Raw genomic sequence first — 25,188 nt, forward strand, 5'->3', positions numbered from 1 at the left:
TGCCATCGCTTCGTTATCTTGAGCATCTACAGGGCTGCCTATGGGCGGCCCTGTTCAGCTATGGCGCATTGAATGGTATGAAGGCTTCGAGTGCGGCTTTTGCTGGCTGGCATTATGGCAACCAGCATGGCAGCATACGTCGTCTGTTTCTTAAGGGTATGTGCTGTGTATCGTCGTTGGCGATTTTTCATCATGAAGAGTCAGCGTGCATATGGTGTTGCAGTGCATACTCGCCACCGAAATCAGAAAGATAAAAAGGCGACCGCCCTCACGAGGTTGCAGCGTTCATCATGCATGGGAGAAGGCAATCCATGTGGCTGCAACGTATGAACATCTGTCGGAGAGGATTTTCTGCATGGCCACATCCCCCTTGCCACACGCAGGGTTTATCGAACTGCCGGAAGACGCACGCCGGAAAGCACTGATTGGGGTTATTCTGGTGCATCTGTGTGTTATCTGTGCCAGCAACTATCTGGTTCAGATTCCATTCGTTCTGTCGCTTCCGGGCCTTGATATCAAGACAACGTGGGGCACATTCTCGTTTCCCTTGATCTTCATTAGTACCGACCTGACCGTCAGGCTGATCGGGCAGCGTGAAGCACGTATCCTGATTGGCTGCGTGATGCTGCCCGCGCTGTTGCTGTCATACGTTATCTCGGTACTGTTCGCCGAAGGGCACTATCAGGGACTAGCGTCGTTAGCGCTGTGGAATCTGGACGTTGCTCGTATCGCTTTTGGTAGCTTTGCGGCCTACGTGTTCGGCCAGCTAATGGACATTGCCGTCTTCGCTCGCCTGCGCCGTACCGGTCGCTGGTGGTATGCACCGACGGCATCGACGTTCCTTGGCTCGCTGCTGGATACTTTTGCGTTCTTCGCCATCGCATTCTGGCACTGCAACGATGCCTTCATGGCTGAGTTCTGGGTCAGCATCGCTTGGGCCGACTATGCCGTAAAACTGTTGGTGGGCATCGTAATGTTTGTGCCGCTGTACGGTGCGATCCTGAACCTTATCCTGCGCAGGATTCAACAGCGTCTACTGGCCGAATCGGCACAGTCATAGTCGCACTCTGATCTGACGTGCCAACCTTTTATCGTTGACGCATATTCTAATAGCGAAAGCGCCGCTCGATCTGAATCGAACGGCGCTTTTTTTATGACAGGCCTTGGCGTGAGGCAACAAGAGGGTATGCTTTGCCCGCTGCCCGCTGCCCGCTGCCCGCTGCCCGCTGCCCGCTGCCCGCTGCCCGCTGCCCGCTGCCCGCTGCCCGCTGCCCCAGAAAGATGTGATAGCATCCTTGAAGATGCATTTGACCTAGGGTGATCTGTAGATATTGTGTGTTTGCGCGTAGTCAGCCCTAAACGGGTGATGCTTCATAACGATTGCTATTTCAATGGTAAGCGCGGTATCAAACACCATACTTTGGCGAGGAAGTTTAATTGTCTGGGCGGCAGGCCAGTTCCGTCGAGGTCCAGCGCCGTTCTTTTCGCTTTGAAGCCTTCCACCACGGTGTGCTGTTGGCGCATCACGCATCGCCTTTAATCATCTTCGTTTTTTTGCTGCCCGATCGTTTCCCGTATACCTCAGAGAGCCGTTATGATCGCTTTGCTGCTTCACTACGTTGATTATCCTGCTACTCAGCCCAGCGAGGCGCTGCCGCTTGTCGTCCTTCACGGTCTAATGGGCAATGCCGACAACTGGCGTGCGCATGCGCGACAATGGGAGAAACAGCGACGAGTCGTGGCGATTGACCTGCGCAATCATGGGCGTTCACCGCACGCTGAGGATATGCAGTACGCTCATTTGGCTGCTGATGTGCTGCATACCCTCAGTGTGTCGGGTGTCGAACATTTTGACCTGTTGGGCCATTCGATGGGGGGTAAAACCGCGATGAGTATGGCCGTTATGGCACCCGAGCGTATCCGGCGTCTTATCGTGGCCGATATTGCTCCCGTCGATTATGCGCTTGACCGCCATGACGATATTTTTGCCGCGATGCAGGTGGTGGCTGATCAGCCGCCCGCATCTCGCACTGCCGCAGATGCGTTTATGGCGCTGCATGAGGACGATCTTGAAACACGTCGTTTTCTGGGTACCAACCTGATTAAGGGCGAGGATGGTTGTCTGCATTGGCGCGTCAATCTGCCCGCGCTACGACAAGGCTATCCGGACGTTGCCCGAGCACCGATTGAAGGGGCGCCGTTCAATGGTCCAGTGCTGTTTCTGAGAGGCGGCGATTCCAGCTATGTGTTGCCTGAATATCGTGCCGCGATCATGGCGCGTTTCCCGCATGCGCGTATTGTGACCCTCAAGCACTGTGCCCACTGGCTGCATGTCGAGCAGTTTTCTATTTTCGTTGACGCGGTGGACCGTTTCCTGTCGGCGTAGCGATTGCTTATCGTTTATATCGAAATGGAAAGAAATGGCGCGCGTGGTGGCCTCAATCTCTGGATATCAGCCCTAGCGTCATAGGGTTCTAGTGGCAAAGCTGACGCAGCGGTCAAAGCGTGTTCTAGTGAGTGCAGGATTGAAGAGAAAAAGATAAACCTAGCGTGAAAATGATGAGTAGAGGCTGCTGCGCTAGGCGATTGGCCAGAGCGGGGTGCTACAGCCTTGGCCTGCCTGCTTTTGCTCTGCGTAAAACCCGAATGCATGGCTACTTAGAGCATGTTTCATAACCCAATACCCATGTCATTGACGGGACGTCAAACCACAACGTTGCGCTAGAAACCGTCTGTTTTAAAAAGGGTAAAAGTAATCGCTCAGATTATGAAACAGTCTCTTCGCTGGGGTATGGGCTAACGGGTTGCAGGTGTTATATGCCTCTAGAATGCATAAGGTGGCGCTGCATGCATACTCATGGATATGCCATGTGAGTATTAAGAAGCTGTTTCATAACCCGAGTGGTTGTGTTTGCCTATTCCTATTCCAGAGCAGGCAGTTTCTACCATGTTTTTGTAACCCAAAGCGCTATTAACGGCATAGGTATTGAGGTTGTTAAGCCACGCTAAGAACCGTACACAGGCCGTGTCCCCCTGAAAAAGGAAATCAACCATGCTGGATAAAATACACATCATTCAAGGGGACATAACTCAGATTGCCGTAGACGCCATCGTCAATGCAGCTAATACATCGCTGTTAGGCGGCGGCGGTGTCGATGGTGCTATTCACCGTCAGGGTGGGCCGGTCATTCTGGAGGAGTGCCGTCGTATTCGAGCGCGGCAGGGTGGATGCAACGTTGGGGAAGCGGTAATAACGACCGCAGGCCAGCTGCCCGCGAAGCATGTCATTCATACCGTGGGGCCTCGCTGGCAGGATGGGCTGCACGGCGAGCCGGCGCTATTGGACCAATGCTACCGCAGCTGCTTTGCCTTGTTGGACGAGTGCGGTCTGACCAGTGTGTCCTTTCCCAATATCAGTACAGGAATCTATCGCTTTCCCAAGCAAGATGCGGCGCGGATCGCGCTGACGAGAATTGCTGCCCTGCTGGCGGAAAACGCCGCCATTACACGCGTGAACGTTGTGTGTTTCGAGGAGCAGAACGCTGATATCTATCGGGCATTGCTGGAGGCCATGCGGCAGCACTAGGTGAGACGGGGACGGGTGGTGTAACAAGGAAAAAATGTGCATGCGGTCGGGTGTTCGGTGCTGCGAGGGGGAAAGTGCACATCCATTGTGCTGGCAATGTCCGAGGGTCACTGCGTACTGCGAGGTCCATGCTTGGCCAGAAAACGCTGCATGGCGGCCACGGTTTCTTCGCTGCAGTGGTGCTCTATACCTTCTGAATCGGCGCGTGCAATATCTTCCGAAACGCCCAGTGTACGCAGCAGGGTCATGACGATCTCGTGCCGTTCGGCTACGTGACGGGCCATATCCACACCTTCTTCTGTCAGGAAAATGCCGCGATAGGGGCGTGCATTGACCAGACCATCGCGTTTGAGGCGGGTCACGACCTTCGATACGGCGGCGGGACTGACGCCGAATCGCTCAGCCAGATCGCTGGCGCGCGCTTCGCCTACGTGTTCATGCAGCCACGCGATTTCTTCGACATAGTCTTCAACGAGTTCACGCTGGTGGTCTTGACGGACACGCTCGAAATGTTCGTGATGGGAGGGTAAAGGCATAGCGCCGATCTCTATAAATCTTGCTGTAAAGGGTACCTGATAGGTACGGATAGTTCCGCAGGCACGATCATACGCAATCGAGGAGCGTAAGGATACCCATACGTAACATGGGGCATTGGCTTTACTACCTGTGGAAAGAGGTGCATTACCGCTCGGCCAGCCCACGCAGCACATATCGGCAGGGCCGGCCTAGAGGTGACCACATGCAGTATCAATACATGAAGGGGGGAACGGACGAACGTGCCATGCGCTCTTGAAGAACGCGGAGCTCTGTGCGCAGGCGCGTGATTTCCTTATCGCGCTCCGACACGGTCTTGATAGAGCGCTCGAGCTGAGCGCGGGTATCCGTTAGCACCTGAGCGGTCTGCTGCGACTGAAGACTAAGGTCGCGATGGCGGCGTTCTTCGTCCTGCAGGGCGCGTCGTTTCTCTTCTACCTGTGCCGTCATGCGGTCCAGCCGTTCTTCCAATTGCTCAAGGCGGCGGCGCGACAGTTTTTCCTGCTCCTGCTTTTCATGACGGGCAGCATCAAGGAGCTGCATTAGGCGTTGCTCGGCGGCTTCGTGACGCTGCTCTTCCTGTACCAGCTGTTTGCGGAAGTGCTCTTCCTGCTGGGCCAGTGCGGCCTGGTGCTCTCGTTCCATACGATCGCGATCGGCCGTCAGCGTTTCGATCTGGCGGTCGCGCGTCTGCAAGCGGTGGTCGCGTTCTTCGATCGCGGCCTGTGCCTGTGCCAGTTCACTCTCGACGTGTGCCAGCGTCGATGTCTTTTCTTCCAATCGTTCCAGCGTCTGGTCGAGGCGCTCGTTAAGCGCCGAAAGCCGCTGCTGAGCGTCTTCCGCCTGGCGCATGGATTGCTGAGCCTGATGCTCTGCCGCCGTGATGGCATCGTTTGCCTGCTGACGGTAGTGCTCCAACCCTTCGTACGCTTCTTCCTGCGCTTGCTGCCAAATATTCATCAGGGATTCCTGAAGACGTTCTGGCACCGCACTTTTTAAGGGGATGTCCGTCCGCTGCTCGTGCCGTGTTCGCCACTCGCGCAGGTGGTCGCTTATGGTGGTGAAACTTCCCGTTCCGAGAATATCGCGGATGCGTTGAATGGTGGGCGCGTCACCGCGCTGCTGCAGCGTTTCGATCGCGCGCTGCACATCTTCGAACTGGATACCGTTTCGGGCCACGACAGGCATCTCCCGTTGATGAGATCTAAAGGCTAAGTATACAGCAGAGTTGGGTTCAGTGAGAGTCCGATTCTTTCACTGTAGCGCTTGCGTCATTGCTGAAGAAACGCCGTTTTTCAAGGGCTCTGTGTGCTATGGCCTTTTTGTACAGGTTTTGGTGCTCACTGTAAATGTAATTTATGTAATATGAAATTACGATATGATTAAAAGTGATATATTCATGATTACGCGCCTTATCATGAATATAATCGGTTACACCGCGTGAAGGGGGCATTCAAACAGTAGGGTGGGTAAAAAACGCCCAATAGAGGGCGGGAAAGCCCGCTTAAAAAGGGGTCAATAGACCAAGAAGATGGCTGTGAGATAACTGAAAAAAGGCCTAAACACGGGAGCCGCGGCGCATAAAGGCTTGCTGTAGGGGGCAATTCATGGTTGGATATTGTTATGTTATAACATAAATCATGGATGCGATGATGTCTGCCACTTCTGCTGCATACAATCCGGCTGCGCCTGCTTTATTGCAGATTCACCAGCTTTCGCTGACCACGTCATCACACGGTGTACTGCGCGGCGTTGATATGACGATTTACGGTGGCGAACGTGTTGCGCTACTGGGACCTTCCGGTACCGGGAAATCATTGCTGGCTCGCGCCTTGACGGGGATTCTTCCGCAGGATGTTGAGTGTGCCGGGCGTATCACGCTGAGTGGCTATGACATTACGCAGCGCCATCCGGCCCTGCGGCCTTCGGCGGCACGCGTGTCGATGGTCGATCAGGATACAGCAACAGCGCTCAGCCCTCTGCATACGCTAGGACAACAACTCATGATGGTTTGCGCTGGTGCGGGCCAGAAGGGGTGTGGCATTCGCTGGCACGCAGAATCCCTGCTGGATCAGGTCGGTGTATCGCGCAGTGTGATGGGGCGCTATCCCGCTGAGCTGTCGGGCGGGCAGCGTCAGCGTGTCTGCATAGCGCTGGCGCTGGCCTGCAATACCTCGCTGCTGGTAGCTGACGAACCAACATCTGCGCTGGATGCTGTTAGCCAGCAGCATGTGCTGAATGCGCTGTCCGGTGCGGTGCCACCGCAGAAGAGCAAAGCGCTGTTTGGGATGCCGTTGTTAAATCGCGCCACGAACAATGAAGAAAGTGATTCGCTGGCTGGAGCTTCGATTACCGATGATCATCAGCGTTCCAAAGCGCTACTGTTCATCACACATGATCTGCGAGCAGCACAGCAGCTTTGTGACCGTGCGCTAGTGCTATGTGATGGCAAGATCGTTGAAGACGCACCGATAGCAACGCTGCTAGCGGCGCCTCAGCATGAGGTGACTCAGCGCATGGTGGCAGCGTTGCAGTGTGAGCAGCAACGGTTAGGACAAGACGCCACCGCGGCTACGAGGCCTTTGACTACCGCATCGAGGACGTCATGACGGCAACACGACGCCTGTGGTTTTCTCGACAGACGCCGCGCCACGAAGCGCCTTCTTCCGAGCCTGATACCCCTGTGCTAGAGGCTTTGCGCATCAGCTGCCACGCACCGCAGGATACTGCAACCCGCCTGCTCGACACAGTATCACTGGCACTGCACGCTGGTGAGCGCGTTGGATTGACCGGACCTTCTGGCAGTGGCAAAAGTACGCTGCTGCGGGCGCTACTGGCCTTGCAGCCGTTGTCTCAAGGTGAAATCAGAGTTCAGGGCCGGGTCATAATGCCTGGCTCCGTGCGTGCGCTGCGCTGGTTTCGCCAGCAGGTGCAGTACGTTCCGCAGGCGGCGGCAGCCTCTATCAACCCTCATCACAGTATCGATGCCGTTCTTCGTGAACCGCTGCATTGTCTAGGGCGACCGCCGGCAACGTCTGCGGATATTGCCGCGCTGCTGGATAACGTCGAACTACCTCGGCGTGTACTGCAACAGCGCGCGGGGGCGCTGTCCGGCGGTCAAGCCCAGCGCGTTGCTATTGCCCGTGCGTTACTGATAAGGCCGCGATTATTGCTGGCAGATGAACCGACAAGCGGCCTGGACCTGGCCACGCGCGATGTTATGTTGGCGCTGCTGGAGCGCCTAATGTCGGAATACCACATGGGGCTGTTGATGGCCTCGCATGATATCGGGGCAATGACGCGGTTGTGTTCGCGCGGGGTGGTGATGGCGCAAGGCAAGGTGGTGGAAGATCGCCCGATGGCCGCACTCATTGCCGCTCCTCAGCATGCCGTTTCTTGCCAGCTGATGGACGCCGCCCGCGGCGACTCCGCTTCCATGTCTGCCTTTCCCCTCTATTGAATGTGCACCTCGCACCTTGAATCATCGTCGCACCCCATAAGGAATCACTACGTTATGAATACTTTCGGTCGGACACTGGGCGGTCTGATGAGCGGCCTTCTGTTGGGAGGCTGCTTCGATGGAGGGCATGCGTCGTCCAAAGATGACCGTCTTCAGATTGTTATGATGCAACCTCCGCGTTCCGGGTTAACACCGCTGAGCGACGATGCCTTCAAACTATCGCGCTGGAATACGGCCGAAACGTTGGTCACGCTTGATTCGCAGGGCGATGCCATGCCAGGTCTGGCCATTCGTTGGCAGCCATTGGATGAGACGCATTGGCGATTCGAGCTGCGTGATGGCGTCCATTTTCATGATGGCGCACCGTTGAATGCCGACAGTGTGGTGCATGCACTTAACGTGGCAGCCCGTGCTACCCCCAAACCACGTATTCTGGATGGCGTCACACTGACGGCGGTTGCTGATGGCGATCATGCTGTCATCGTGACCACACTTCAGGCAGACCCGCTGTTACCCCAGCGGCTGTCGAGTCCACAGCTGGTGATTCTATCGCCTGCCGCTTATCGTGCCGATGGCACCCTTGATCCGCGCCGTGCGGGCACGGGGCCGTTCATACTGAACAACATCGAAGGCACTAGTGCGGCACACCTTGACCGTTTCGATGATTACTGGGGCGGGAAAGCACAGTCGGCAGGCATTGATGTCAGCTTCGTGCCGGATGGCGTTGCGCGCGCGGCAGCACTGCGAACTCACCGAGCAGACATCGTGGAGGCTATTCCTGTCTCGCAGGTGTCGCTGTTGCCACCTCAGGAAGTGCATGAAGTGCCGATGCCGCGTACCAACACGCTGTACCTGAACACGCGTACGGGCGCTTTCCGCGATCCTGCACTGCGTGCGCTGGTGGCGAGTGTCGTGCAGCGACAGCCCATCGTTGAACGCGTATACGAAGGCCGCGCGGATGTCGCCAAGGGGCTGCTAGGGCCGGCCATTGCATGGGCAGCGCCTCTACGTGACCGCCAGCTTCCTGTTGAAGCAACGGTGCCCGCACCGGCCAATGGCAAGGTCATCACGCTGGCGACATTCAGTGATCGTGCTGAGTTGCCGGAGGTTGCCGTCATGCTGGCAGAGCAGCTGAAAGCGGCGGGGTTCGAGGTGCATCAGGTGGTGCGTGAATATGCGCACATTGAGTCTGATGCACTGGTAGGCAAATTCGATGCCTTCATCCTGTCGCGGGCAACAGTGCTGGATTCAGGTGACCCGTTGGCCTATCTGTACAGCGACTTTAGCTGCCATGGCTCGTTCAATTTGTCTCAGCTGTGCGATGCTGGGATCGACCAAGCACTGCAGAGCGCAGCGGGACTGGCACCGGGATCCGCACGCCGAGAGGCCATCATCACGGCAGAGCGGCAGATATTGGCGACGCATGCGGCTATTCCGCTGTTGCATGAGCGTGTACTGCAAGGCGAAAGGGAAGGCACTCAAGGCGCTTTCCGGGATCCGCGCGAGCGCCAGCTGATCGGCCTTGATACGAAGAGTGGCAGTGCCCCATGAGTGATGCCGGTTCATTCTCGTTATACGGGCGCTGGAAACAGCGCCTCTTGCCATCGCTATCGCGTGTGCTGGCATTAGTCGGTCTTGTGATCGTCATTGGCCTGTTGCCGTGGCTGGCGGGTCATGACCCTGCGCTGGCACTGCTTCGTGCGCGATCGGGTGAACAGGAAGCCACCCCAGAGGTGCTGGCCAGTATTCGGGCGGCGCTCAACTTGGCCGATGGCCCTTGGGCTGCGCTATGGCGCTGGTGGGTTGGACTAGCTCATGGTGATGCCGGGCGCTCATGGGTGTCTGGGCATGCCATTTTGCCTTCAATGCTAAGAGCACTCGGGGTGTCTTTGACACTGATGGGGGCATCGCTATTGGTGGCGGGCGGTGTTGCGGCAGTGGTCTGCCAGGCTGCCGTGCGCAAGGGGCTGCGAGGGCGGCTGACACAGACCACCAGTAGCGTCGCCATTGCGCTAACGGCACTGCCGGAGTATCTGCTGGCCACAGCACTGCTGCTAATTTTCGCGGTCTGGTGGCCTTTATTGCCGCCTTTTGGTTGGAAGGGGCCGCTCTATCTTGTGTTGCCGGCACTGGCGATGGGCATTCCCGCCGGCGGGCTGCTGGGACGGTTGGCACTGGACCGTATTGCAACGGTCTTCAATGAACGCTGGGTCACGACTTGGCAGATCGCGGGCATTTCACGTGTACGCGTTGCGGGTGCCGTTCTGCGTCGGGTGCTCCCGTCTTTGCTGCCTCAGGTGGCGCTGGTGATAACGGGGCTGACCGGCGGTGCGATTGCGGTCGAGAAAATTATGGCCATTCCCGGTATCGGTCGAGCCACACTGGGGGCGGTTATGGCACAAGACATGCCCGTGGTTCAGCTTGGCATGCTGATGCTGCTCGGCGTTGCCGTCATCGCGCGTCTATTGGCTGAAGCCATTGGACGCTGGTGGCAGGGTGCTGCGATGCATCAGCATTCGATGCCTGTCGCAACGGCGATTCCGCGTGCTAGATCGGCACGGGCCTGGGTGATCGTCAGCATTGCACTGCTGGCTGCGCTAATGATCGCAGGCATCGGACGTGATCCGTGGGCACTGTCTCATGCGCGTCTGGCTGCGCCTTCGTGGTCGCTACCGCTAGGGGCGGATGCCCTCGGACGTGATCTGTTGGCCCGTCTCGCTCATGGTGCATTGCAGACGGGCGGCGGCGCACTGCTTGTGGTGAGTGGTTGCCTGTTGATCGGGGGAACGGTCAGCCTATGGCCGCGTGCGATGGCGGGTATCATCGACGTCGCCAATGCCGTGCCGCCTATGGTAGCGGGCATCGTTATTGCCGCGCTGTGTGGCCCTTCTCCACGAGGCGCTATTCTGGCTGTCATGCTGGTCAGTTGGGCACCATTGGCCGCTCATGCGATTACGCTCAGACAGGAGTTGCAGGCGCAGCCTCATATGGCGATGCTACCGGTATTGGGTGTCGGAGCAGGTCGGCGCTTCACGCATCATGTGCTGCCCGCTATGACGCTACCGTTGCTGCGTCACGCCATGCTGCGCTTGCCGGGCGCAGCGCTAGCGCTGGCCGGGCTAGGCTTTTTGGGGCTGGGAGCACAGCCTCCGTCACCGGAGTGGGGAGCGTTACTGGCATCAGCCGTTCCCTACATGGAGCGCGCACCGTGGGGCGTGGCGGCACCCGCACTGGCGTTGGTGGTCCTGGCCATTCTGGCGGTCAGCCTGACGTTGCTGAAGCCGAGGCGATCTCAAGCGTAAGCAGCAAGTCTGCGCGATGGCGAAAAGGGTATGGTTGCACACATTGTCTGCCGTGCCGCAGCCCAGTGGCATCCGTGCGGGATGGTCTGATGCCACTGTTTCGCTGGATAGCGCATCTGGTGTAGTGGTGCTGGATCGGATCAGTTAGCGGTATTATTCGTTCTTCATACCAAATGTTGGTATGAAAAAGCGGCCCTTCAATGAAGGGCCGCTTTTCGTATAAGACATTCAATGCCGGAACCGTTTCACTGTTCCTTATTACCGCGTGAGGACATGCGCCGCAGTGTATTGTCCTTGCGGATCAAGTGGTGATAGAACGCTGCGACAACGTGCAGACCAATAACGTAATAGAACGCCGTACCCAGTAGTACATGGATCTGGCGAAGCGTACCCGCTAGGTATTTGTTCTGCGGAAACGGTAGCGGAATGTCGAAGTGAGTGAACGGAACGGTCATCTTGCCTGGCCCAAAACCGGCCATCAGTAGCCCTAGTAGCGGCTGTACGATCAGGAAGAGGTACAGCAAACCGTGAGATGCCTTGGACAGAATATGGCTGAAGCGGTCGAGCGGCGGGTGAATGGGGGGCGTGCCCGCACGAAACGCGTTGATGATGCGCGGTACGGTCAACACCAGCACGGCGATGCCGAACCAGAAGTGCCCCTGCATCACCAGCATTCGTGCCGGGGTGCCTTTGTCGAACAGTGTCCTGCTCAACACGAGCGCATAGCAGAGAATAACCAGCGCAGCGGACAGCCAGTGAAAATGGCGCGATGCGGTGGAATAGCGAGTCGTCGACATGATCGGGAAGTCCTTTTGCAGGGCGGCGCAGTCGCGGTGTCTTTGAAGAGGAGAAGGCGGACGATATTCGCTCAGGCATTAAGCTCTAAGGTGACAATAAATATCATTTAGCTCGCCGACGAATACTAGAGAGAGTACGTCATAAATACAATATGGTACTGCTTGCGCTGAGGCTTATGTCGCCCTAGGCAGATAGTTCCTCTGTGGCATTCACGACAATGCGCTGCAAGCGCACCGCGTTGACAGCAACGCTTCGCTTTTCACCATCAAATCAGTGCCATCCTCGCCATTGCTCTTCAGGCTTCGTGCTTGCCCTCCAGTGCCAGTTAGAACAGGTGTCGGTGCCCCGGCGTTAAGTTATCTTAAGAAAACTGCCGTGAGCGTATGACGGCATACGACTTGCCACGAACGCAGAAGGAGCACTTATGAACATATCGCGCTGCCGTATCGTACTAGGCGCAGTAATCTTGGGATGGGGGGTGAACTGTGCCGCACAGGAAGCACCTGCTCAGCCGGAGCACATCGACTACTGGAGCGTATGGGCCGATGCTAAGGGTGTGACCCACCAGAGCCTTTGCCGCTGGAGTGATATGACGCTGGAAGTATTTGCACCACCGGCTGGGCTGGAATGGGTCTCGCATGATAACCCTCAGCCCAAGCGGATGATCTTCAACGTGGCACCTACGGGATGGGTTGGTGACTGGCACCGCAATCCTACAAAGCAGTGGGTGGTGACGCTGGACGGCCGCTGGTTCATAGAGACCTCAGATGGCATGCGTCGCGAATATACCCCGGGTGAAGTGATGTTGGGCGTTGATCAGGGTGCGCAACCGATCGACGGTCATGAAGGCCATTTGGCAGGGACGGTCGGTGACGTTCCCGCTCGCGTCATGGTGGTTCAGCTGGATCCCGCTACGCTCAAGCAGCCTGACGCACCGTGCGCCGCGGGTGGGCAGATCATCAAGGGGGCACGCCCATAGTCGCATCGCCTAGCGTGTGGCGTTAACAGAGGGACGAAGCCGATCTGATCGTAGCCGCCGAGCAGCTGACGGTTTCCACCATGGCACTTATGATTCGCGAATGCAGCGGGATCGTTTGCCTGTGTCTGACTTCGGATGCGGTGCACCGGCTGGCGCTTCCCCCTATGGCATCGCACAACGAAAGCCGCTATGCGACGCCGTTTACCATCTCGATTGAAGCACGAGAAGGGGTCACGACGGGAGTGTCAGCACAGGACCGAGTCACCACGATCAAGACCGCCATTGCCGAGCAGGCTCGCCCGCACGACCTGGTACGGCCTGGCCATGTGTTCCCACTGCGCGCGCATGATGATGGTGTATTGGGACGGCAAGGGCATACTGAAGGCGCAATTGAGCTAGCGCGCTTGGCGGGCATGCGTCCTACTGCCGTACTGTGCGAGCTGATGAATGCCGATGGCACTATGATGAAAGGGCAGGATATTCAAAGCTTTGCCACGCAGCATGAACTGCCGGTGGTATCAATCGAAGAGCTGGTCAGCATTCGGCAGCAGCTGGCACAGCAAGAAATAGCCTCTTCAATCGAGACTACTGCCGTCACTGAGGCCTGAGGTAATTGCATAAAGTGCCTTCTTAAAACGAAGGCACTTTGTGATTGGTGCGAAATGGCGTAGGTGTGTCATTAGCTAGGGAGTGCAAAGGTAACGCGCTGATAAAGGGTTTTATTTCAATGCAGGGTCTCTGATGTGCGCTCAACAGGCTATCGTTTGCCATACAAGGATAGGGCGTGTTTCATCATTGCCATTGCCATTGCCATTGCCATTGCCATTGCCATTGCCATTGCCATTGCCTGTTTGCGCTGATCTCGAGCGATGGCTTGTATCGACATTGCGTTTAAGAGTGAAGCGTAGGCTGAGCGACCGCGGCAGCCACGCTGGCGGCCACCCTACGTCGTTCGATCACACCGCCGTCCCTTCCTGATCGTCCTCTTACTTTTTTCCTTCCAACATACTTATCACACCTACATCTGAGACGGAGAGGCTTCGTTTAGAGCGGGCTGTGTGTATAACCGCCCAACGGTACGATCATCGGTGTATGAGCAATCGGGTCTTCGATCACCACGCATTTTAGACCAAAGACGGTGTCGATCATTTCCGGCGTCACGATATCGGCTGGGCGACCTTGCGCGATGATATGACCGGCCTTCATGGCCACTAGGTGGGTTGCATAGCGGCAGGCCTGATTAAGGTCATGAAGCACCATCACCAGTGTCTTGCCATGATCGCGACGCAAGTGGTTCATTAGCTCCAGCAGTTCGATCTGGTGCGCTACATCAAGCCAGGTAGTCGGTTCATCCAGCAACAGTGTGGGTGTCTGCTGCGCCAGTACCATAGCTAACCAGACGCGCTGCCGTTGACCACCGGACAGCGTATCGACGCGACGGTCAGCCAGCGATGCTACGGCTGTCGCGGTCATGGCCTTACTGACAGCCCGTTCGTCCTGCTCGCGCCAGCGTGTCAGCAATCCTTGATGCGGGTAGCGCCCCCGCGCCACCAGATCCCGAACGCGGATATCATCAGGCGCATGGGAGGACTGAGGCAGAATGCCGAGCCGACGAGCAATGTCGCGAGTGCGCTGGTGTGCGATGACATCGCCTTCCAAGCGCACAACACCGGTCCGTGGTGATAGCAAGCGCGCCAGCGATTTCAGCAACGTGGATTTTCCGCAGCCGTTGGGGCCGATAATGACGGTTGTTTCACCGGCAGGAATGTCCAGTGACAGCGCATTCAGTACGTACTGGTCGTCATACCCTACGCTGATGTTCTCGGCTTGAAGAGGAGACTTGGGCAGATAGGCCGTAGTCATGATGAGCGTACCTCGCGAAGTAGCAATCCCAGCAGATAAAGGCCGCCAAGACTGGCAGTGACCACGCCGACGGGCAACTGGTAGGGCAGGAAAAGATGCTGGGCTGCCATGTCGGCCGCCAGCAGAAGCAGCGCGCCCCCCAGTGCCGCGAGCGGCAGTCGCAACTGCGGGGCGGGGCTGAGGCGATGCATGATCTGCGGTGATACCAAGGCGACGAATGCAATGGGACCCGCCAAGGCTGTGGACGCGGCCACCAGTACAACACCGGTCACGATCAGCAGTAGCCGAGTGCGGCCTACGGCAACGCCCAGACCTCGTGCCGTATCATCACCCATTTCCAGCATACGCAGCCCCTTTGACAACAGTAGGATCATGGCGGTGGCTATCCCCACCATAATGGCGGGCACGAGCATACCCGACCAACTAACGCCGGCCAGTGATCCCGCGCCCCACAGCCCTGCCGACAGTGCCGCCTCAAGAGAGGCCTGCATGATCATCCAGCTATTGAATGCGATCAGCAGTGCTCGAACGCCGATTCCCACGATGATCAACACCATTGGGCTGAGCGGTCGATGGCGTTGCCATGTCAGCAACATGATGATGAGCGCGGTCAGTGTACCGCCCGCGATAGCGCCAAGGGTGATTCCTACCGTGGTGGCCTGAAACGCAATCATGGCGATCAGTACGCCGCTCCACGCGCCGGTATCGAACCCCATCACATCGGGACTGCCCAGCGGGTTGCGCATCAGTGATTGAAACAGCGTGCCGGCCAGACCGAGCGCGGCACCGCACAGCACCGCTGCCGCGATGCGCGGCAGACGCCACTCCATTACTACGCGGACCATGAACGCTGGGGCATCTCCATTAAAGACGCCAATAATTTGGTGAAGCGAAAGCGGCAGGCGGCCCAGACATAGCGCCCATAGTCCCAGTGCCAGCACGGCGATAAAAGACAGTGCGGTAACGATGATGGCGCGCCAATGTTCACGCCGGTGTGGACCGCACTCTGTATCCTGTCGTTGAGGTTGCCAAGCGCTCATCGGGCCGTTCCTCGCCACATGCGACGGGCCAGCACGATCAACACGGGGGCACCCAGCACAGCCGTCAGAATCGACACCCGTACTTCACCACTGAACAGCACACGCCCTGCAATGTCGGCGCACAGCAGCAGTAGTGGGGTTATCAGCAGAGCCCAGTACAGCTGCCAGCGCGCGGAGCCGGACGAGAGTCGGGCAGCCAGATGCGGGGCCATCAAGCCTAGAAAAGCGATGGGGCCTACCGCGGCAACGGCGCTGCCACACAGCAACGCGATGGCCACGATGCCCAGCGCGTGAGTGATGTGAGTGCGGCTGCCCAGCGATGCGGCCAGCTGATCCCCCAGCGCCAGCGCTTCCAACCCTCGTCCTATCAGCAGCACGATCATCAGACCTAAGCCCATCGGTAGCGCGGCCGCCTTGAGGGCCGTCATGCCGTGAATGTCCAATGAACCCGTGCGCCAGAAGCGCATTTGATCAAACGTCGTGGGGTCGAGCAGTGCAATACCTGACGACAGTCCCTCCAGAGCCGCCCCCATGGCAACCCCGATCAGTGTCAGTCGAATTGGATCCACGTGCCCACGCCCCGTCAGCGCACCCAATACCATCAGAACCAAGCTGGACAGCAGTGCACCACAGAAGGCGGCACCAACCAGCCACGGCATCGCGGTTTGCCCACTGAGGGCAACGCACAGCACGACGGCCAGGCTGGCACCGGCATTAACGCCAAGCACGCCGGGGTCGGCTAATGGATTGCGGGTCAGTTGCTGCATCAGGCAACCCGATAGCCCCAAGGCCGCGCCCACCATGACCCCCATCAGCGTACGTGGTAAGCGAGCCTGTTCGATGATGACACAGTCAGCCTGCCGAGATGCCGAACAGTCAGACGTCAGTGCCTGCCAGACCGTGGTGGGGGCGATACTGCGTGCGCCGACCATCAGGCTGACGGCTATGACAACAAGCAGCAGTAATGCGCACAGCCACCACAGCGTCTGACGCTGAGCGGGCGAGGGGAACGATGTGCTCATGAGGATGCAGATGCCGGTGAGCCAAACAGCGTCGACAGGCGTTCAAGCAGCCGCATGGCGCTGTAGTAGTCCAGACGAAAGGTATCGGTTCCCAAGGCAAAGACGCGTCCTTGCTGCGCGGCAAGCGTATCTTTTAGGAAAGGGTGCTGGCGTACGGTCTGCGCGGTGTCGTCGTTGGCGGCGAAGATCAGCCACGTTTTGCCTGTCAGCGCATCGGCCAATCGCTCACCCCCAACGGGAAGAATGTCATGGCGTTTACCCATCTGATGGAAGTCCGCCAGCTCCGGTGGCACCTTCGCTAAGGTCATGCCCAGCGCTTCCAGCAGGCGTCCCTGAGCAGATTCGCTCGTCCACAGATTGGCACTGTTCTGCTGACCCTGAGGCCATGTGAATGCCGATACCGGCTGCGGTGGCAGTTGGAGGTGGGCACGCGTTTTTTTCAGCGCGGCATCGAATTCGGCGATACGCGCATTGGCCTCAGCGTCATGGCCGGTCGCGCGTCCCAACAGACGGGTAATATCCTGCCACGCAGCATGGTCATAATTGATCACCAGCGTGGGGGCAATCTGGGACAACTGGCTTTTAAGTTTGAGTGCCGAATCGGCACCACTTGCCGACACCACGATAAGATCTGGGGCCTGCATTGCGATCGCTTCCAGATCCGGCGTGCCGATATACAGACGCTGAAGGTGTCGCTGTTTGGCCTGATCACTCCACTGAAGTAGGAACCCTTGATCGTCGGCAATGCGTGAACGAGGAGCGGTTGCGCCGCTGGCAATGACCGGGGCATCGATGGCCAACAGGCTGCCGGTCAGCGTCACGCTGGTCGATACGATCCGAGTCGGCGGGGCGGAAAGCGTCACCCCCTCGCCATCGTCCTGAATTTGACGCGGCCAGCCCTCGGCCGCATGGGCGGGAGCAACGCACAGCAGCATCAGAAGTGGCCCCATCAGTCGTCCCGCAGTATGGAACAGACGGCGTGCAGAGAAACCAGAGAAGGGCGGTCGAGTCATAGCAGCGTCCTTACACGAGAGTGCGCATGGATCAGTGGTAGGCCATCAGGCGCGCGCAGGCGGCACTGAGGCTGCAGCAGGAAGGCTTTGTTGAGATTCCCTCTTGCATCATGCAAGTGATGATAATCATTATCATTACGTTATGCACCCTATGATACGTGAACCCTAGCAAAAAAGACTAATATGGTCCTGTATTGACTTTTGGTCGCACTCTCCGTTAGCGTAGTGTTATAAATGATAACCATTCTCATAAGGAAGCCTGTGCAATACCCGTTATTCATCGGGACTTGCCAGCGTGAGAACGGTGTTTTCATGCACTCAACCTACCGCGCAGGAGGGCGAACCATGCGGCCTTCATATCAGGAAGACGCAGCGGCCAAGCCGGGCTTTGGGCACGCACATCACGATGGCTTCTTGCTGTCCTCACCGTATCGCAGTTTCAGAACGGAAGGCTGTCAGGAGGTGATCACCCACGCCGCGCTTGGCGGTGAGCGTTCAGACAGCGCCTTCCAGAAGCAGGTTCGTCAGGCTTTCGCGCGAGCGCGAAAAGCCGGCATCGCCCATCCAATACTGGTCGGCGCTATCCCCTTCGATACGCGACAGCCGTCCATGCTGTTCATTCCGCGTCGCCACACCGAGATCGATCGCTCGCATTGGCTGACCGAGGCGCATCGCGCCTCTCGCACAGGAAGTGCCCCCTCGGTGCTATCGGTCAAGGCACGTGCTGATGAGTACGGCTATCAAAGCGCGGTAGCACAGGCCGTTCGTGACATGCGGGAAGGGAAGCTCGACAAGGTTGTGCTAGGGCGTCAGCTGTTGCTGGATACGGCGCAGCGTCCCGATGCCCAGCGGTTGCTGGCACGTCTGATGGCCCAGAACCCCGATAGCTATCATTTCAGTGTGCCGCTGCCGCAGGGCACACTGCTGGGGGCATCTCCTGAGCTGTTGTTGCGCAAGCAAGGGCATCAGTTGTGGTCGACGCCACTGGCGGGCACGGCTCGGCGCAGTGACGATGCCACAGAAGATCGCTTGCAGGCGCAGGCACTACAGCATTCGCTCAAGGACCTTCATGAACATCGGGTCGTTACGCAGGCCATTCGCCAGCGGCTAAGCCCTGTGACGCACCAGCTTCACATTCCCGAACACCCAGAGGTGATGCCGACGACGCGTCTGTGGCACTTGGGGTCGTCCATCCGCGCAGAAGTGAAAGCGGCCGATGAAGATGCCCTGACACTGGCCTGTCGACTGCACCCGACGCCGGCACTGCGTGGCTTCCCTGAAACTGAGGCCGCAGAGCGGATTGCTCGGCTCGAACCAGAGGATCGCGGGCCGTTTGGCGGCATTGTAGGCTGGTGTGACGATCAGGGTAACGGCGAGTGGATCGTGGCCATTCGCTGTGGCGTCGTGGGCGAGCGCGGCATCCGGCTGTTCGCCGGTGCCGGTATCGTCGCTGATTCCGACCCTGCTTCCGAGTGGCACGAAACTGCCAACAAGCTGGGCACCATGCTCGAAGCCTTCGGCCTCGACAGTGACCGCCTAATGTCGGTGGCTACCGCTTCTTATCCCTCTTCTTCTGTCTGCCAAGAGCATCACGCATCATGACCATTCCGTTTATTCATTGGCCTGATGATCTGGCCAACCGTTACCGAGAGCGTGGCTACTGGATCGACCGCCCGCTGACCGATATTGTGACCCAGCATGCCGACAGCGACGCCTGTGCCGTGGTCTGCGACGAGCGCCAGCTCTCCTATCGCGAGCTCAACCAGCGTATTGATACTTTGGCAAGCTCGCTGCTGCGACTGGGCATTCAGCCGGGACAGACGGCTCTGGTACAGCTGGGCAATGTCGCTGAGTTCTACATTACCTTCTTCGCGCTGCTGAAATGCGGCATCGTGCCGGTCAACGCACTGTTCAGTCATCAGAAGACCGAACTGGCCGCGTATGCTGAGCTGATTGGTCCCTCACTGGTGATCGCCGACCGTGCCCATCGGCTGTTTGCGGATGACGACTACTGGCGCGCGCTGCGCGACGATTTCCCACATATCAATCGCGTCCTGCTGCGCGGTGAGTCCTCAACGCGTACGGCGGGCATTGCCCCCATTTCGCTGGACGCTGCTATTGATGGTTCCCTAGAAGGGCTGGTGTCTCGAGAGGTAACGCCTGCGCCCACTCCGGCGGGTGAGGTGGCGTTTTTCCAGCTGTCCGGTGGCAGCACGGGCACCCCTAAGCTGATTCCGCGCACGCATAACGATTACGACTACAGCATTCGCCGCAGCGTCGAGCTGTGCGGTGTCTCGGCGGCGACGCGTTTTCTGTGTGCACTGCCCGCCGCACATAATTACCCCCTCAGTTCGCCGGGCGCGCTGGGTATCTTCCATGCGGGTGGCTGCGTGGTGTTAGCAGACGACCCCGCACCGCAGCGCTGTTTCCCGCTGATCGAACGCCATCAGGTCACGATGGTGGCCTTGGTGCCGCCTGCGGTGACGCTGTGGGAACAGTCGCTGACGGTTGAGAACCGCCCGCAGCTGGACAGTCTCGAACTGATGCAAATTGGCGGTGCGCGTTTGGCGGTATCGCTTGCCGAGCGCGTGCCGACCTGCTTTGGCTGCCAGCTTCAGCAGGTGTTCGGTATGGCCGAAGGGCTGGTTAACTACACCCGTCTGGACGATGACGACTGGCACCGCACCCACACCCAAGGGTATCCGATGTGTCCCGACGATGAAGTGTTCGTCGTCGATACCGATGGTCAGCCTTTGCCAGCAGGAACGCCGGGGCATCTGATCGTGCGTGGCCCTTATACGTTCCGTGGCTATTACCGCGCGCCCATACACAACGAGTTCGCCTTTACCGACGAGGGGTTCTATGTGTCGGGCGATATCGTCGAAATGACGGAAGATGGCTACCTGAAAGTGGTTGGGCGTGAGAAGGACCAGATCAATCGCGGCGGTGAAAAGATCGCAGCCGAAGAGATCGAGAACCTGCTGCTGCGCCACGATGACATTATCGAGGTCGCATTCGTATCAGTACCGGATGATGTGATGGGCGAAAAGAGCTGTGCCGTAGTTGTCGCGCGGACGCCGCTCAAGGCCGCCCCCTTGCGTCGCTGGCTGCGAGAGCTGGGTGTTGCCGACTATAAAGTGCCCGATCGCTTCCAGTTCGTCGATGCTCTTCCGCAGACTGCCGTTGGCAAAATCGACAAGCGTGCTTTGCGAGAAACGCTGCACGCTGGCTTGGCATCAGGTACATAGGCTCGGGCGCCTGGCGCGTATGCGCTGAGGCTTAGGGTGCGCAGTGTCAGCCGCACCGACAGATGTTTATAGACAGAGCCAAAAATTGTTCGATAGCGGGGGGGGCAAAGACCTCCGTCCATGCAAGGAGCGCTGATTCATGAGTATTCCCCGTATCGCCGACTATTCGCTGCCGACGAGCGCCGAACTCCCGACTAATAAGGTTGACTGGACGTTTGACCCCGCCCGCGCCGTGCTGCTGATCCATGATATGCAGGAGTATTTCCTCGATTTCTGGGCCGCGGATAGCATGCTGATCCAGCGGGTCGTCGACAACCTGAAGGCGCTGCGCCAGTTCTGTCATCGTTCAGGCATTCCGGTGTTCTATACCGCACAGCCTGTCGATCAGAAACCCGAAGATCGTCGCTTGCTCAACGATATGTGGGGCGCTGGCCTGAATGATCATCCTGAGCGTGCGGCCATCGTAGATGCATTGGCACCGACCCTTCAGGACACGGTACTGACCAAATGGCGCTATAGCGCTTTCCAGCGTTCGTTACTGGAAGTCGATATGAAGTCGATGGGGCGCGATCAGCTGATCATCGGCGGCGTGTATGCCCATATTGGCTGCATGATGACGGCCTGTGATGCTTTCATGCGCGATATTCAGCCCTTCTTCGTTTCCGATGCGCTGGCCGATTTCTCGCGTGAAGACCATGACATGGCGCTGCGCTATGTCGCCGGTCGCTGCGGCAGCGTGACAACCACCCAGCGTATTGCTCCCGTTGTTGTTAGCTTCGCGCAGCTGCGCGCGCAGGTCGTGGCGTTGCTGGACGACGACGGTGATGACGTCGAAAACGATGACAACCTGATCGACTTTGGACTGGATTCCATTCGCATGATGAATCTGGCGGCACAGTGGAATCGTGGCGGACATGCCGTGGATTTCACCCTGTTGGCACGGGAGCCTACGCTGGCCGCATGGTGGGCCTTGCTCTCTGCATCGGTGCACCGACATACCGACGAAGCCGCGCTGGCATAAGCACGTTTGTCATCGCCAGCATAAAAGAAAGGGAGCGCTCGGTAAGGGCGCTCCAATACGGTCAAGGTGAAGGACGGGCAACTGACCCCGTCCGGTCTGGGAGAGCAGGGGTATGAGTCAGGCATTTAGCGATAACGTGGTATGGGTGACGGGGGCCGCACAAGGCATCGGGGCTGCCATCGCGCGCGCTTTCCGTGCACAGGGCGCGCACGTGATTGGAATCGACAGAACCTTTGCAGAAGGTGCTGGGCATATCGATGTGGCCGTAGTGTTGGACGTCACCGATGCCGAGGCTGTGGCACGCCAGAGCGCTCAGCTACTACTGAGTGAAGGGCTGGATATTCTGGTCAATGCCGCCGGTGTTTTGCGCACCGGTACACTTGAGCAGCTGAGTGAAGACGACTGGCAGGCCTGCATCGACACCAATGCGGGCGGGGTCTATCGCATGTTTCACAATACGATGGGCCACTTTAAGGCACAGCGTAGTGGTGCCATCGTCACCGTCGGTTCGAATGCTGCCCATGCCCCGCGCATCGGCATGAGTGCCTATGGCGCATCCAAGGCGGCCCTGCGCAGCCTGTGTCTCAGCGCGGGCCTTGAGCTAGCGCCTTACGGTGTGCGTTGCAATCTGGTTTCACCGGGTTCGACGGATACCGCTATGCAGCGTTCGCTGTGGCATGGCCCCGAATCGGAACAACAGACCATCCGCGGGTTCCCAGACGACTTCAAGCTGGGCATTCCGCTGGGCAAAATTGCCCAACCGCAGGATATCGCGGACGCGGTTCTCTATCTTGCATCCCCGCATGCGGGGCATGTGACCCTACAGGATATCGTGATCGACGGTGGAGCCACTCTCGGCGCGTAACCCCTGTCATGGCCTGCATCGCATCTTCTCCATGGCCGGAAATGTGCGATTGCAGCAGTCATGGTGCAGACAGATCGTCTGCCATGAAACGGAACAAGGCCCTTGCCCCCGGGATGAGGCAAGGGCCTTTGTTCACCCTAACGGTCCATTCTGCGCGCTAGTTGCCCTGAGCTTCTTTTTCCACGCGTCTTCCTTGCGCCTTTCAGTGGTGCATTCCCCGTGCGGCTCTTCCTTTCATTTCATATGTGATATTTCGGTTTCTCTTCATTATTCGGCCGCATGAGTGTTCATCACGCCATATGGCCTCCAAGCCCCTTCACGTTGCCGCTGCACACACTGGGTATTCATCACGACCAGAGTGAATGCAGAATATGCAGGCTCAGCAGGGTGAAGATGATACCCGCGCCCATGTCGACCCAGCAGGCTTTTCGGTAGTACAGCGCACGCGCTCTGGCGGTCGAAAACAGCAGGCTGACCGGCACGAACCACAGTGGCATGATCAGTGCCATCATAATGCCCACGCCCAGCATGTCATGCAGTGCAAGGTCCGGGCTCAGAAATGACGACAGCACGCTACTGAAGTAGATCATCGATTTGGGATTAGACAACTCGACCAGTACCGCTTTGCCCAGTGAACGCCACAGTGCTGGAGGGCGTTTCAGCGCACGGTCTTCCTTTAGCATGTCCGGTTCGTCTGCTACGCGCATGTCATCACGATGTGCACCGCGAATGCTGGCCCATGCGCTACGGATCATTGCTTGCGCCATCCACAGCAGATACAGACTGCCGGCCAGTGTCAGCAGCGTGTGCAGCAAAGGAATATGGCGGATCAGCACGATCAACCCTGCCAGCGCCAGCGTGATCCATACCATTACCCCCAGCGAAGCCCCTAGTGTCGCCATCAGTGCATTGTGCTTACCGTATTTAAAAGCAGTCTGGGTAATGAAGAAGAACGACGGTCCGGGAATAGCCACTGCCATGAAATGCACAATGAACAGCGATATATAGGCAGAGAGCGACATAACAGCATTACCTTTTGTCGGTAGAAAAGAGAACGTCACGCACGAGAGTATGGATAGTCTGGGGGCCTGCGAACGCGGTATGCTTAGGCCCCGTCTGCAGGGCGGAGTAATGTAACGTGCCGCTTGGCATGTGAAAAGGCTTTCTGGGTGTGGCGTGCCTTTTCGGTACCATGTGGGTCTAGCGGCCTGTGCGGCGATGATGCCTAGCGGTACATTGCGCCGCCCACGATCATTCACTTTCCTTAGGGTGTAGACGTCTTATGACCCTCGCTTCCACCACCGCATTGACGCCGTTGACGTTCGAACTGCCGGAGCCGCGATCGACATCGGCCCTTTCCAGCCCGTCGGCCGTGCATATTCCGGCGCGCAACGACGCAGAAGCTGTCAGTCAGTGGCTGATGGAATACCGTGAGAGCCCACGCACCTTCCGCCATTACCGCAAGGAAGCCGAGCGGCTGCTGCTTTGGCTGCGCGATCAGTCGCTGACGCTGGATCAGATGACCCGTGAACATCTGGACACGTTTGAACGGTTTCTTGCCGATCCCACCCCGCGTGAACGCTGGGTCGGCAGCGTTTCGCGACGCAGTGATCCCGCTTGGCGACCGTTCCGGGGGCCACTGTCGCCAGCCAGCCGTCGGCAGACGCTGGTGATCCTGCAGGGCTTGTTGAGCTGGCTGTTGGAAGCTGGCTGGGTATCGCATAACCCTTTCCGACTGATGCGCAACAAACGCCAGCGACTTGATAACCGTACCGCAACCGTCGAGCGCTACCTGGAACGCCCGCTGTGGAACTGGCTGTGGCAGTGGCTTCAACGCCCCTCGGCGGGGCAGATCCCTTCGGCGGATTACGCGCAGGCTCGGCGTCGCTTTGCGGTCGGTTTTGGCTACCTGCTGGCGCCACGCGTCAGCGAAATGGCACAGGCACGCATGAACGACTTCATTGAGCGTGAAGGGCGTTGGTGGTGGCGTGTGGTAGGGAAAGGGCAGAAGGCAGCGCAGGTCCCCGTACCCCCTGCGATGCGAGCACTGCTTACCCAGTGGCGTCGCACGCTAGGACTGCCAGATATACCCGCTCTGCATGAAGAGACCCCCGTGCTGAGGGCGCTGAACGGACGCGATGGCATCACCGATAATCAGCTGTATCGCCTGCTCAGGCAGACCTTTCAGCAGGCCGCTGCCGCGCTGGAAGCGGAAGAGGGTGATCCTCGCTATATCCAGCAACTGCGAATGGCAACGCCTCACTGGCTGCGCCACACGGCGCTCACCCATCAGGCCCAGTCTGGGGTCGAAATGCGCTATCTGGCGCAGACAGCACGTCACTCGCGGTTGGACACCACTGCGCGCTATCTGCATACCGAAGCAGAAGAGTGGCATGAACAGCTTTCTCACCACGGCCAAGGGTTGGTTCAGGACGACACTGCTCACCAGTAGCGTTA

The 25,188-nt window shown here is 58.2% G+C and carries 22 protein-coding genes; 14 read left to right on the plus strand and 8 right to left on the minus strand.

Features of this window, described 5'->3' with window-relative positions; translation table 11 throughout:
* Positions 1–355 precede the first annotated feature (355 nt).
* From ZBT109_RS06375 to ZBT109_RS06390, 3 genes are all read left to right on the plus strand, one after another.
* A complete protein-coding gene (locus ZBT109_RS06375; RefSeq protein WP_051523996.1) occupies positions 356–1,060 on the plus strand; it encodes a 7-cyano-7-deazaguanine/7-aminomethyl-7-deazaguanine transporter in 705 nt (234 codons plus the stop codon).
* A 534-nt stretch (positions 1,061–1,594) separates the two neighbouring features.
* On the plus strand, positions 1,595–2,386 hold the full coding sequence (locus ZBT109_RS06385) for an alpha/beta fold hydrolase (RefSeq protein WP_038278896.1): 792 nt from the start codon (positions 1,595–1,597) through the stop codon (positions 2,384–2,386).
* A gap of 666 nt (positions 2,387–3,052) precedes the next feature.
* The gene (locus ZBT109_RS06390) at positions 3,053–3,586 is read left to right on the plus strand and encodes an O-acetyl-ADP-ribose deacetylase (RefSeq protein ID WP_038278899.1); all 534 of its coding nucleotides are present in this window, start codon (positions 3,053–3,055) and stop codon (positions 3,584–3,586) included.
* Positions 3,587–3,693: 107 nt separating this feature from the next.
* On the opposite strand, the gene mntR is transcribed toward ZBT109_RS06390, so the two are convergent.
* Together mntR and ZBT109_RS06400 are read right to left on the minus strand one after the other, a co-directional pair.
* Entirely contained in the window at positions 3,694–4,122 is a 429-nt protein-coding gene (gene mntR / locus ZBT109_RS06395; protein WP_038278902.1) for a manganese-binding transcriptional regulator MntR, read from the minus strand.
* Between the two features lie 211 nt (positions 4,123–4,333).
* Positions 4,334–5,299, minus strand: a complete 966-nt coding sequence (locus ZBT109_RS06400; protein WP_169734016.1) for a DNA-binding protein — start codon at positions 5,297–5,299, stop codon at positions 4,334–4,336.
* 473 nt (positions 5,300–5,772) lie between these two features.
* On the opposite strand from ZBT109_RS06400, the gene ZBT109_RS06405 reads away from it, so the two are divergent.
* Genes ZBT109_RS06405 through ZBT109_RS06420 form a run of 4 tightly spaced genes read left to right on the plus strand, consistent with a single transcriptional unit; the run spans position 5,773 to position 10,882 of the window.
* Positions 5,773–6,729 (plus strand): ATP-binding cassette domain-containing protein, encoded by a 957-nt coding sequence (locus tag ZBT109_RS06405; RefSeq protein ID WP_051523997.1) that lies wholly within the window; start codon positions 5,773–5,775, stop codon positions 6,727–6,729.
* Entirely contained in the window at positions 6,726–7,580 is an 855-nt protein-coding gene (locus ZBT109_RS06410) for an ABC transporter ATP-binding protein (protein ID WP_051524000.1), read from the plus strand. Before ZBT109_RS06405 ends, ZBT109_RS06410 begins: the two co-directional genes overlap by 4 nt.
* A gap of 54 nt (positions 7,581–7,634) precedes the next feature.
* Entirely contained in the window at positions 7,635–9,131 is a 1,497-nt protein-coding gene (locus tag ZBT109_RS06415) for an ABC transporter substrate-binding protein (RefSeq protein WP_027705687.1), read from the plus strand.
* Positions 9,128–10,882: an ABC transporter permease subunit gene (locus tag ZBT109_RS06420; protein WP_027705688.1), complete on the plus strand. Its 1,755-nt coding sequence runs from the start codon at positions 9,128–9,130 to the stop codon at positions 10,880–10,882. The genes ZBT109_RS06415 and ZBT109_RS06420 overlap by 4 nt, the downstream gene beginning before the upstream one ends.
* Positions 10,883–11,127: 245 nt before the next feature.
* Here the strand turns inward: ZBT109_RS06420 and ZBT109_RS06425 are convergent, their stop codons facing one another.
* Entirely contained in the window at positions 11,128–11,679 is a 552-nt protein-coding gene (locus ZBT109_RS06425; protein ID WP_027705689.1) for a cytochrome b, read from the minus strand.
* 425 nt (positions 11,680–12,104) lie between these two features.
* On the opposite strand from ZBT109_RS06425, the gene ZBT109_RS06430 reads away from it, so the two are divergent.
* Both ZBT109_RS06430 and ribB read left to right on the plus strand, forming a co-directional pair.
* Positions 12,105–12,659 carry a cupin domain-containing protein gene (locus tag ZBT109_RS06430; RefSeq protein WP_051524001.1) on the plus strand — a complete coding sequence of 185 codons (555 nt, stop codon included), beginning with the start codon at positions 12,105–12,107 and terminating at the stop codon, positions 12,657–12,659.
* 44 nt (positions 12,660–12,703) lie between these two features.
* Positions 12,704–13,267 (plus strand): 3,4-dihydroxy-2-butanone-4-phosphate synthase, encoded by a 564-nt coding sequence (ribB, locus tag ZBT109_RS06435; protein ID WP_084261865.1) that lies wholly within the window; start codon positions 12,704–12,706, stop codon positions 13,265–13,267.
* 436 nt (positions 13,268–13,703) lie between these two features.
* Here the strand turns inward: ribB and ZBT109_RS06440 are convergent, their stop codons facing one another.
* Genes ZBT109_RS06440 through fepB form a run of 4 tightly spaced genes read right to left on the minus strand, consistent with a single transcriptional unit; the run spans position 13,704 to position 17,597 of the window.
* Positions 13,704–14,522 carry an ABC transporter ATP-binding protein gene (locus ZBT109_RS06440; RefSeq protein ID WP_027705691.1) on the minus strand — a complete coding sequence of 273 codons (819 nt, stop codon included), beginning with the start codon at positions 14,520–14,522 and terminating at the stop codon, positions 13,704–13,706.
* Positions 14,519–15,562, minus strand: a complete 1,044-nt coding sequence (locus ZBT109_RS06445; RefSeq protein WP_084261866.1) for a FecCD family ABC transporter permease — start codon at positions 15,560–15,562, stop codon at positions 14,519–14,521. Before ZBT109_RS06445 ends, ZBT109_RS06440 begins: the two co-directional genes overlap by 4 nt.
* Positions 15,559–16,584: an iron chelate uptake ABC transporter family permease subunit gene (locus ZBT109_RS06450; RefSeq protein ID WP_051524003.1), complete on the minus strand. Its 1,026-nt coding sequence runs from the start codon at positions 16,582–16,584 to the stop codon at positions 15,559–15,561. Before ZBT109_RS06450 ends, ZBT109_RS06445 begins: the two co-directional genes overlap by 4 nt.
* A complete protein-coding gene (gene fepB / locus ZBT109_RS06455) occupies positions 16,581–17,597 on the minus strand; it encodes a Fe2+-enterobactin ABC transporter substrate-binding protein (protein ID WP_211245198.1) in 1,017 nt (338 codons plus the stop codon). The genes ZBT109_RS06450 and fepB overlap by 4 nt, the downstream gene beginning before the upstream one ends.
* Before the next feature lie 345 nt (positions 17,598–17,942).
* On the opposite strand from fepB, the gene ZBT109_RS06460 reads away from it, so the two are divergent.
* The 4 genes from ZBT109_RS06460 (at position 17,943) to dhbA (ending at position 22,731) form a co-directional block, all read left to right on the plus strand.
* Positions 17,943–19,199 (plus strand): isochorismate synthase, encoded by a 1,257-nt coding sequence (locus ZBT109_RS06460; protein WP_084261867.1) that lies wholly within the window; start codon positions 17,943–17,945, stop codon positions 19,197–19,199.
* Positions 19,196–20,845, plus strand: a complete 1,650-nt coding sequence (locus tag ZBT109_RS06465; RefSeq protein ID WP_027705695.1) for a (2,3-dihydroxybenzoyl)adenylate synthase — start codon at positions 19,196–19,198, stop codon at positions 20,843–20,845. Before ZBT109_RS06460 ends, ZBT109_RS06465 begins: the two co-directional genes overlap by 4 nt.
* Before the next feature lie 139 nt (positions 20,846–20,984).
* Entirely contained in the window at positions 20,985–21,866 is an 882-nt protein-coding gene (locus ZBT109_RS06470) for an isochorismatase family protein (protein ID WP_027705696.1), read from the plus strand.
* Positions 21,867–21,978: 112 nt separating this feature from the next.
* Positions 21,979–22,731: a 2,3-dihydro-2,3-dihydroxybenzoate dehydrogenase gene (gene dhbA, locus ZBT109_RS06475; protein ID WP_027705697.1), complete on the plus strand. Its 753-nt coding sequence runs from the start codon at positions 21,979–21,981 to the stop codon at positions 22,729–22,731.
* A 347-nt stretch (positions 22,732–23,078) separates the two neighbouring features.
* Here the strand turns inward: dhbA and ZBT109_RS06480 are convergent, their stop codons facing one another.
* On the minus strand, positions 23,079–23,753 hold the full coding sequence (locus ZBT109_RS06480; protein ID WP_027705698.1) for a LysE family transporter: 675 nt from the start codon (positions 23,751–23,753) through the stop codon (positions 23,079–23,081).
* Between the two features lie 260 nt (positions 23,754–24,013).
* Here ZBT109_RS06480 and ZBT109_RS06485 point away from each other — a divergent pair, with 260 nt between their 5' ends.
* The gene (locus tag ZBT109_RS06485) at positions 24,014–25,183 is read left to right on the plus strand and encodes a tyrosine-type recombinase/integrase (RefSeq protein WP_051524004.1); all 1,170 of its coding nucleotides are present in this window, start codon (positions 24,014–24,016) and stop codon (positions 25,181–25,183) included.
* The last annotated feature ends 5 nt before the right edge of the window (positions 25,184–25,188 follow it).

The organism is Zymobacter palmae, assembly GCF_003610015.1.
Classification (GTDB): Bacteria; Pseudomonadota; Gammaproteobacteria; order Pseudomonadales; family Halomonadaceae; genus Zymobacter; species Zymobacter palmae.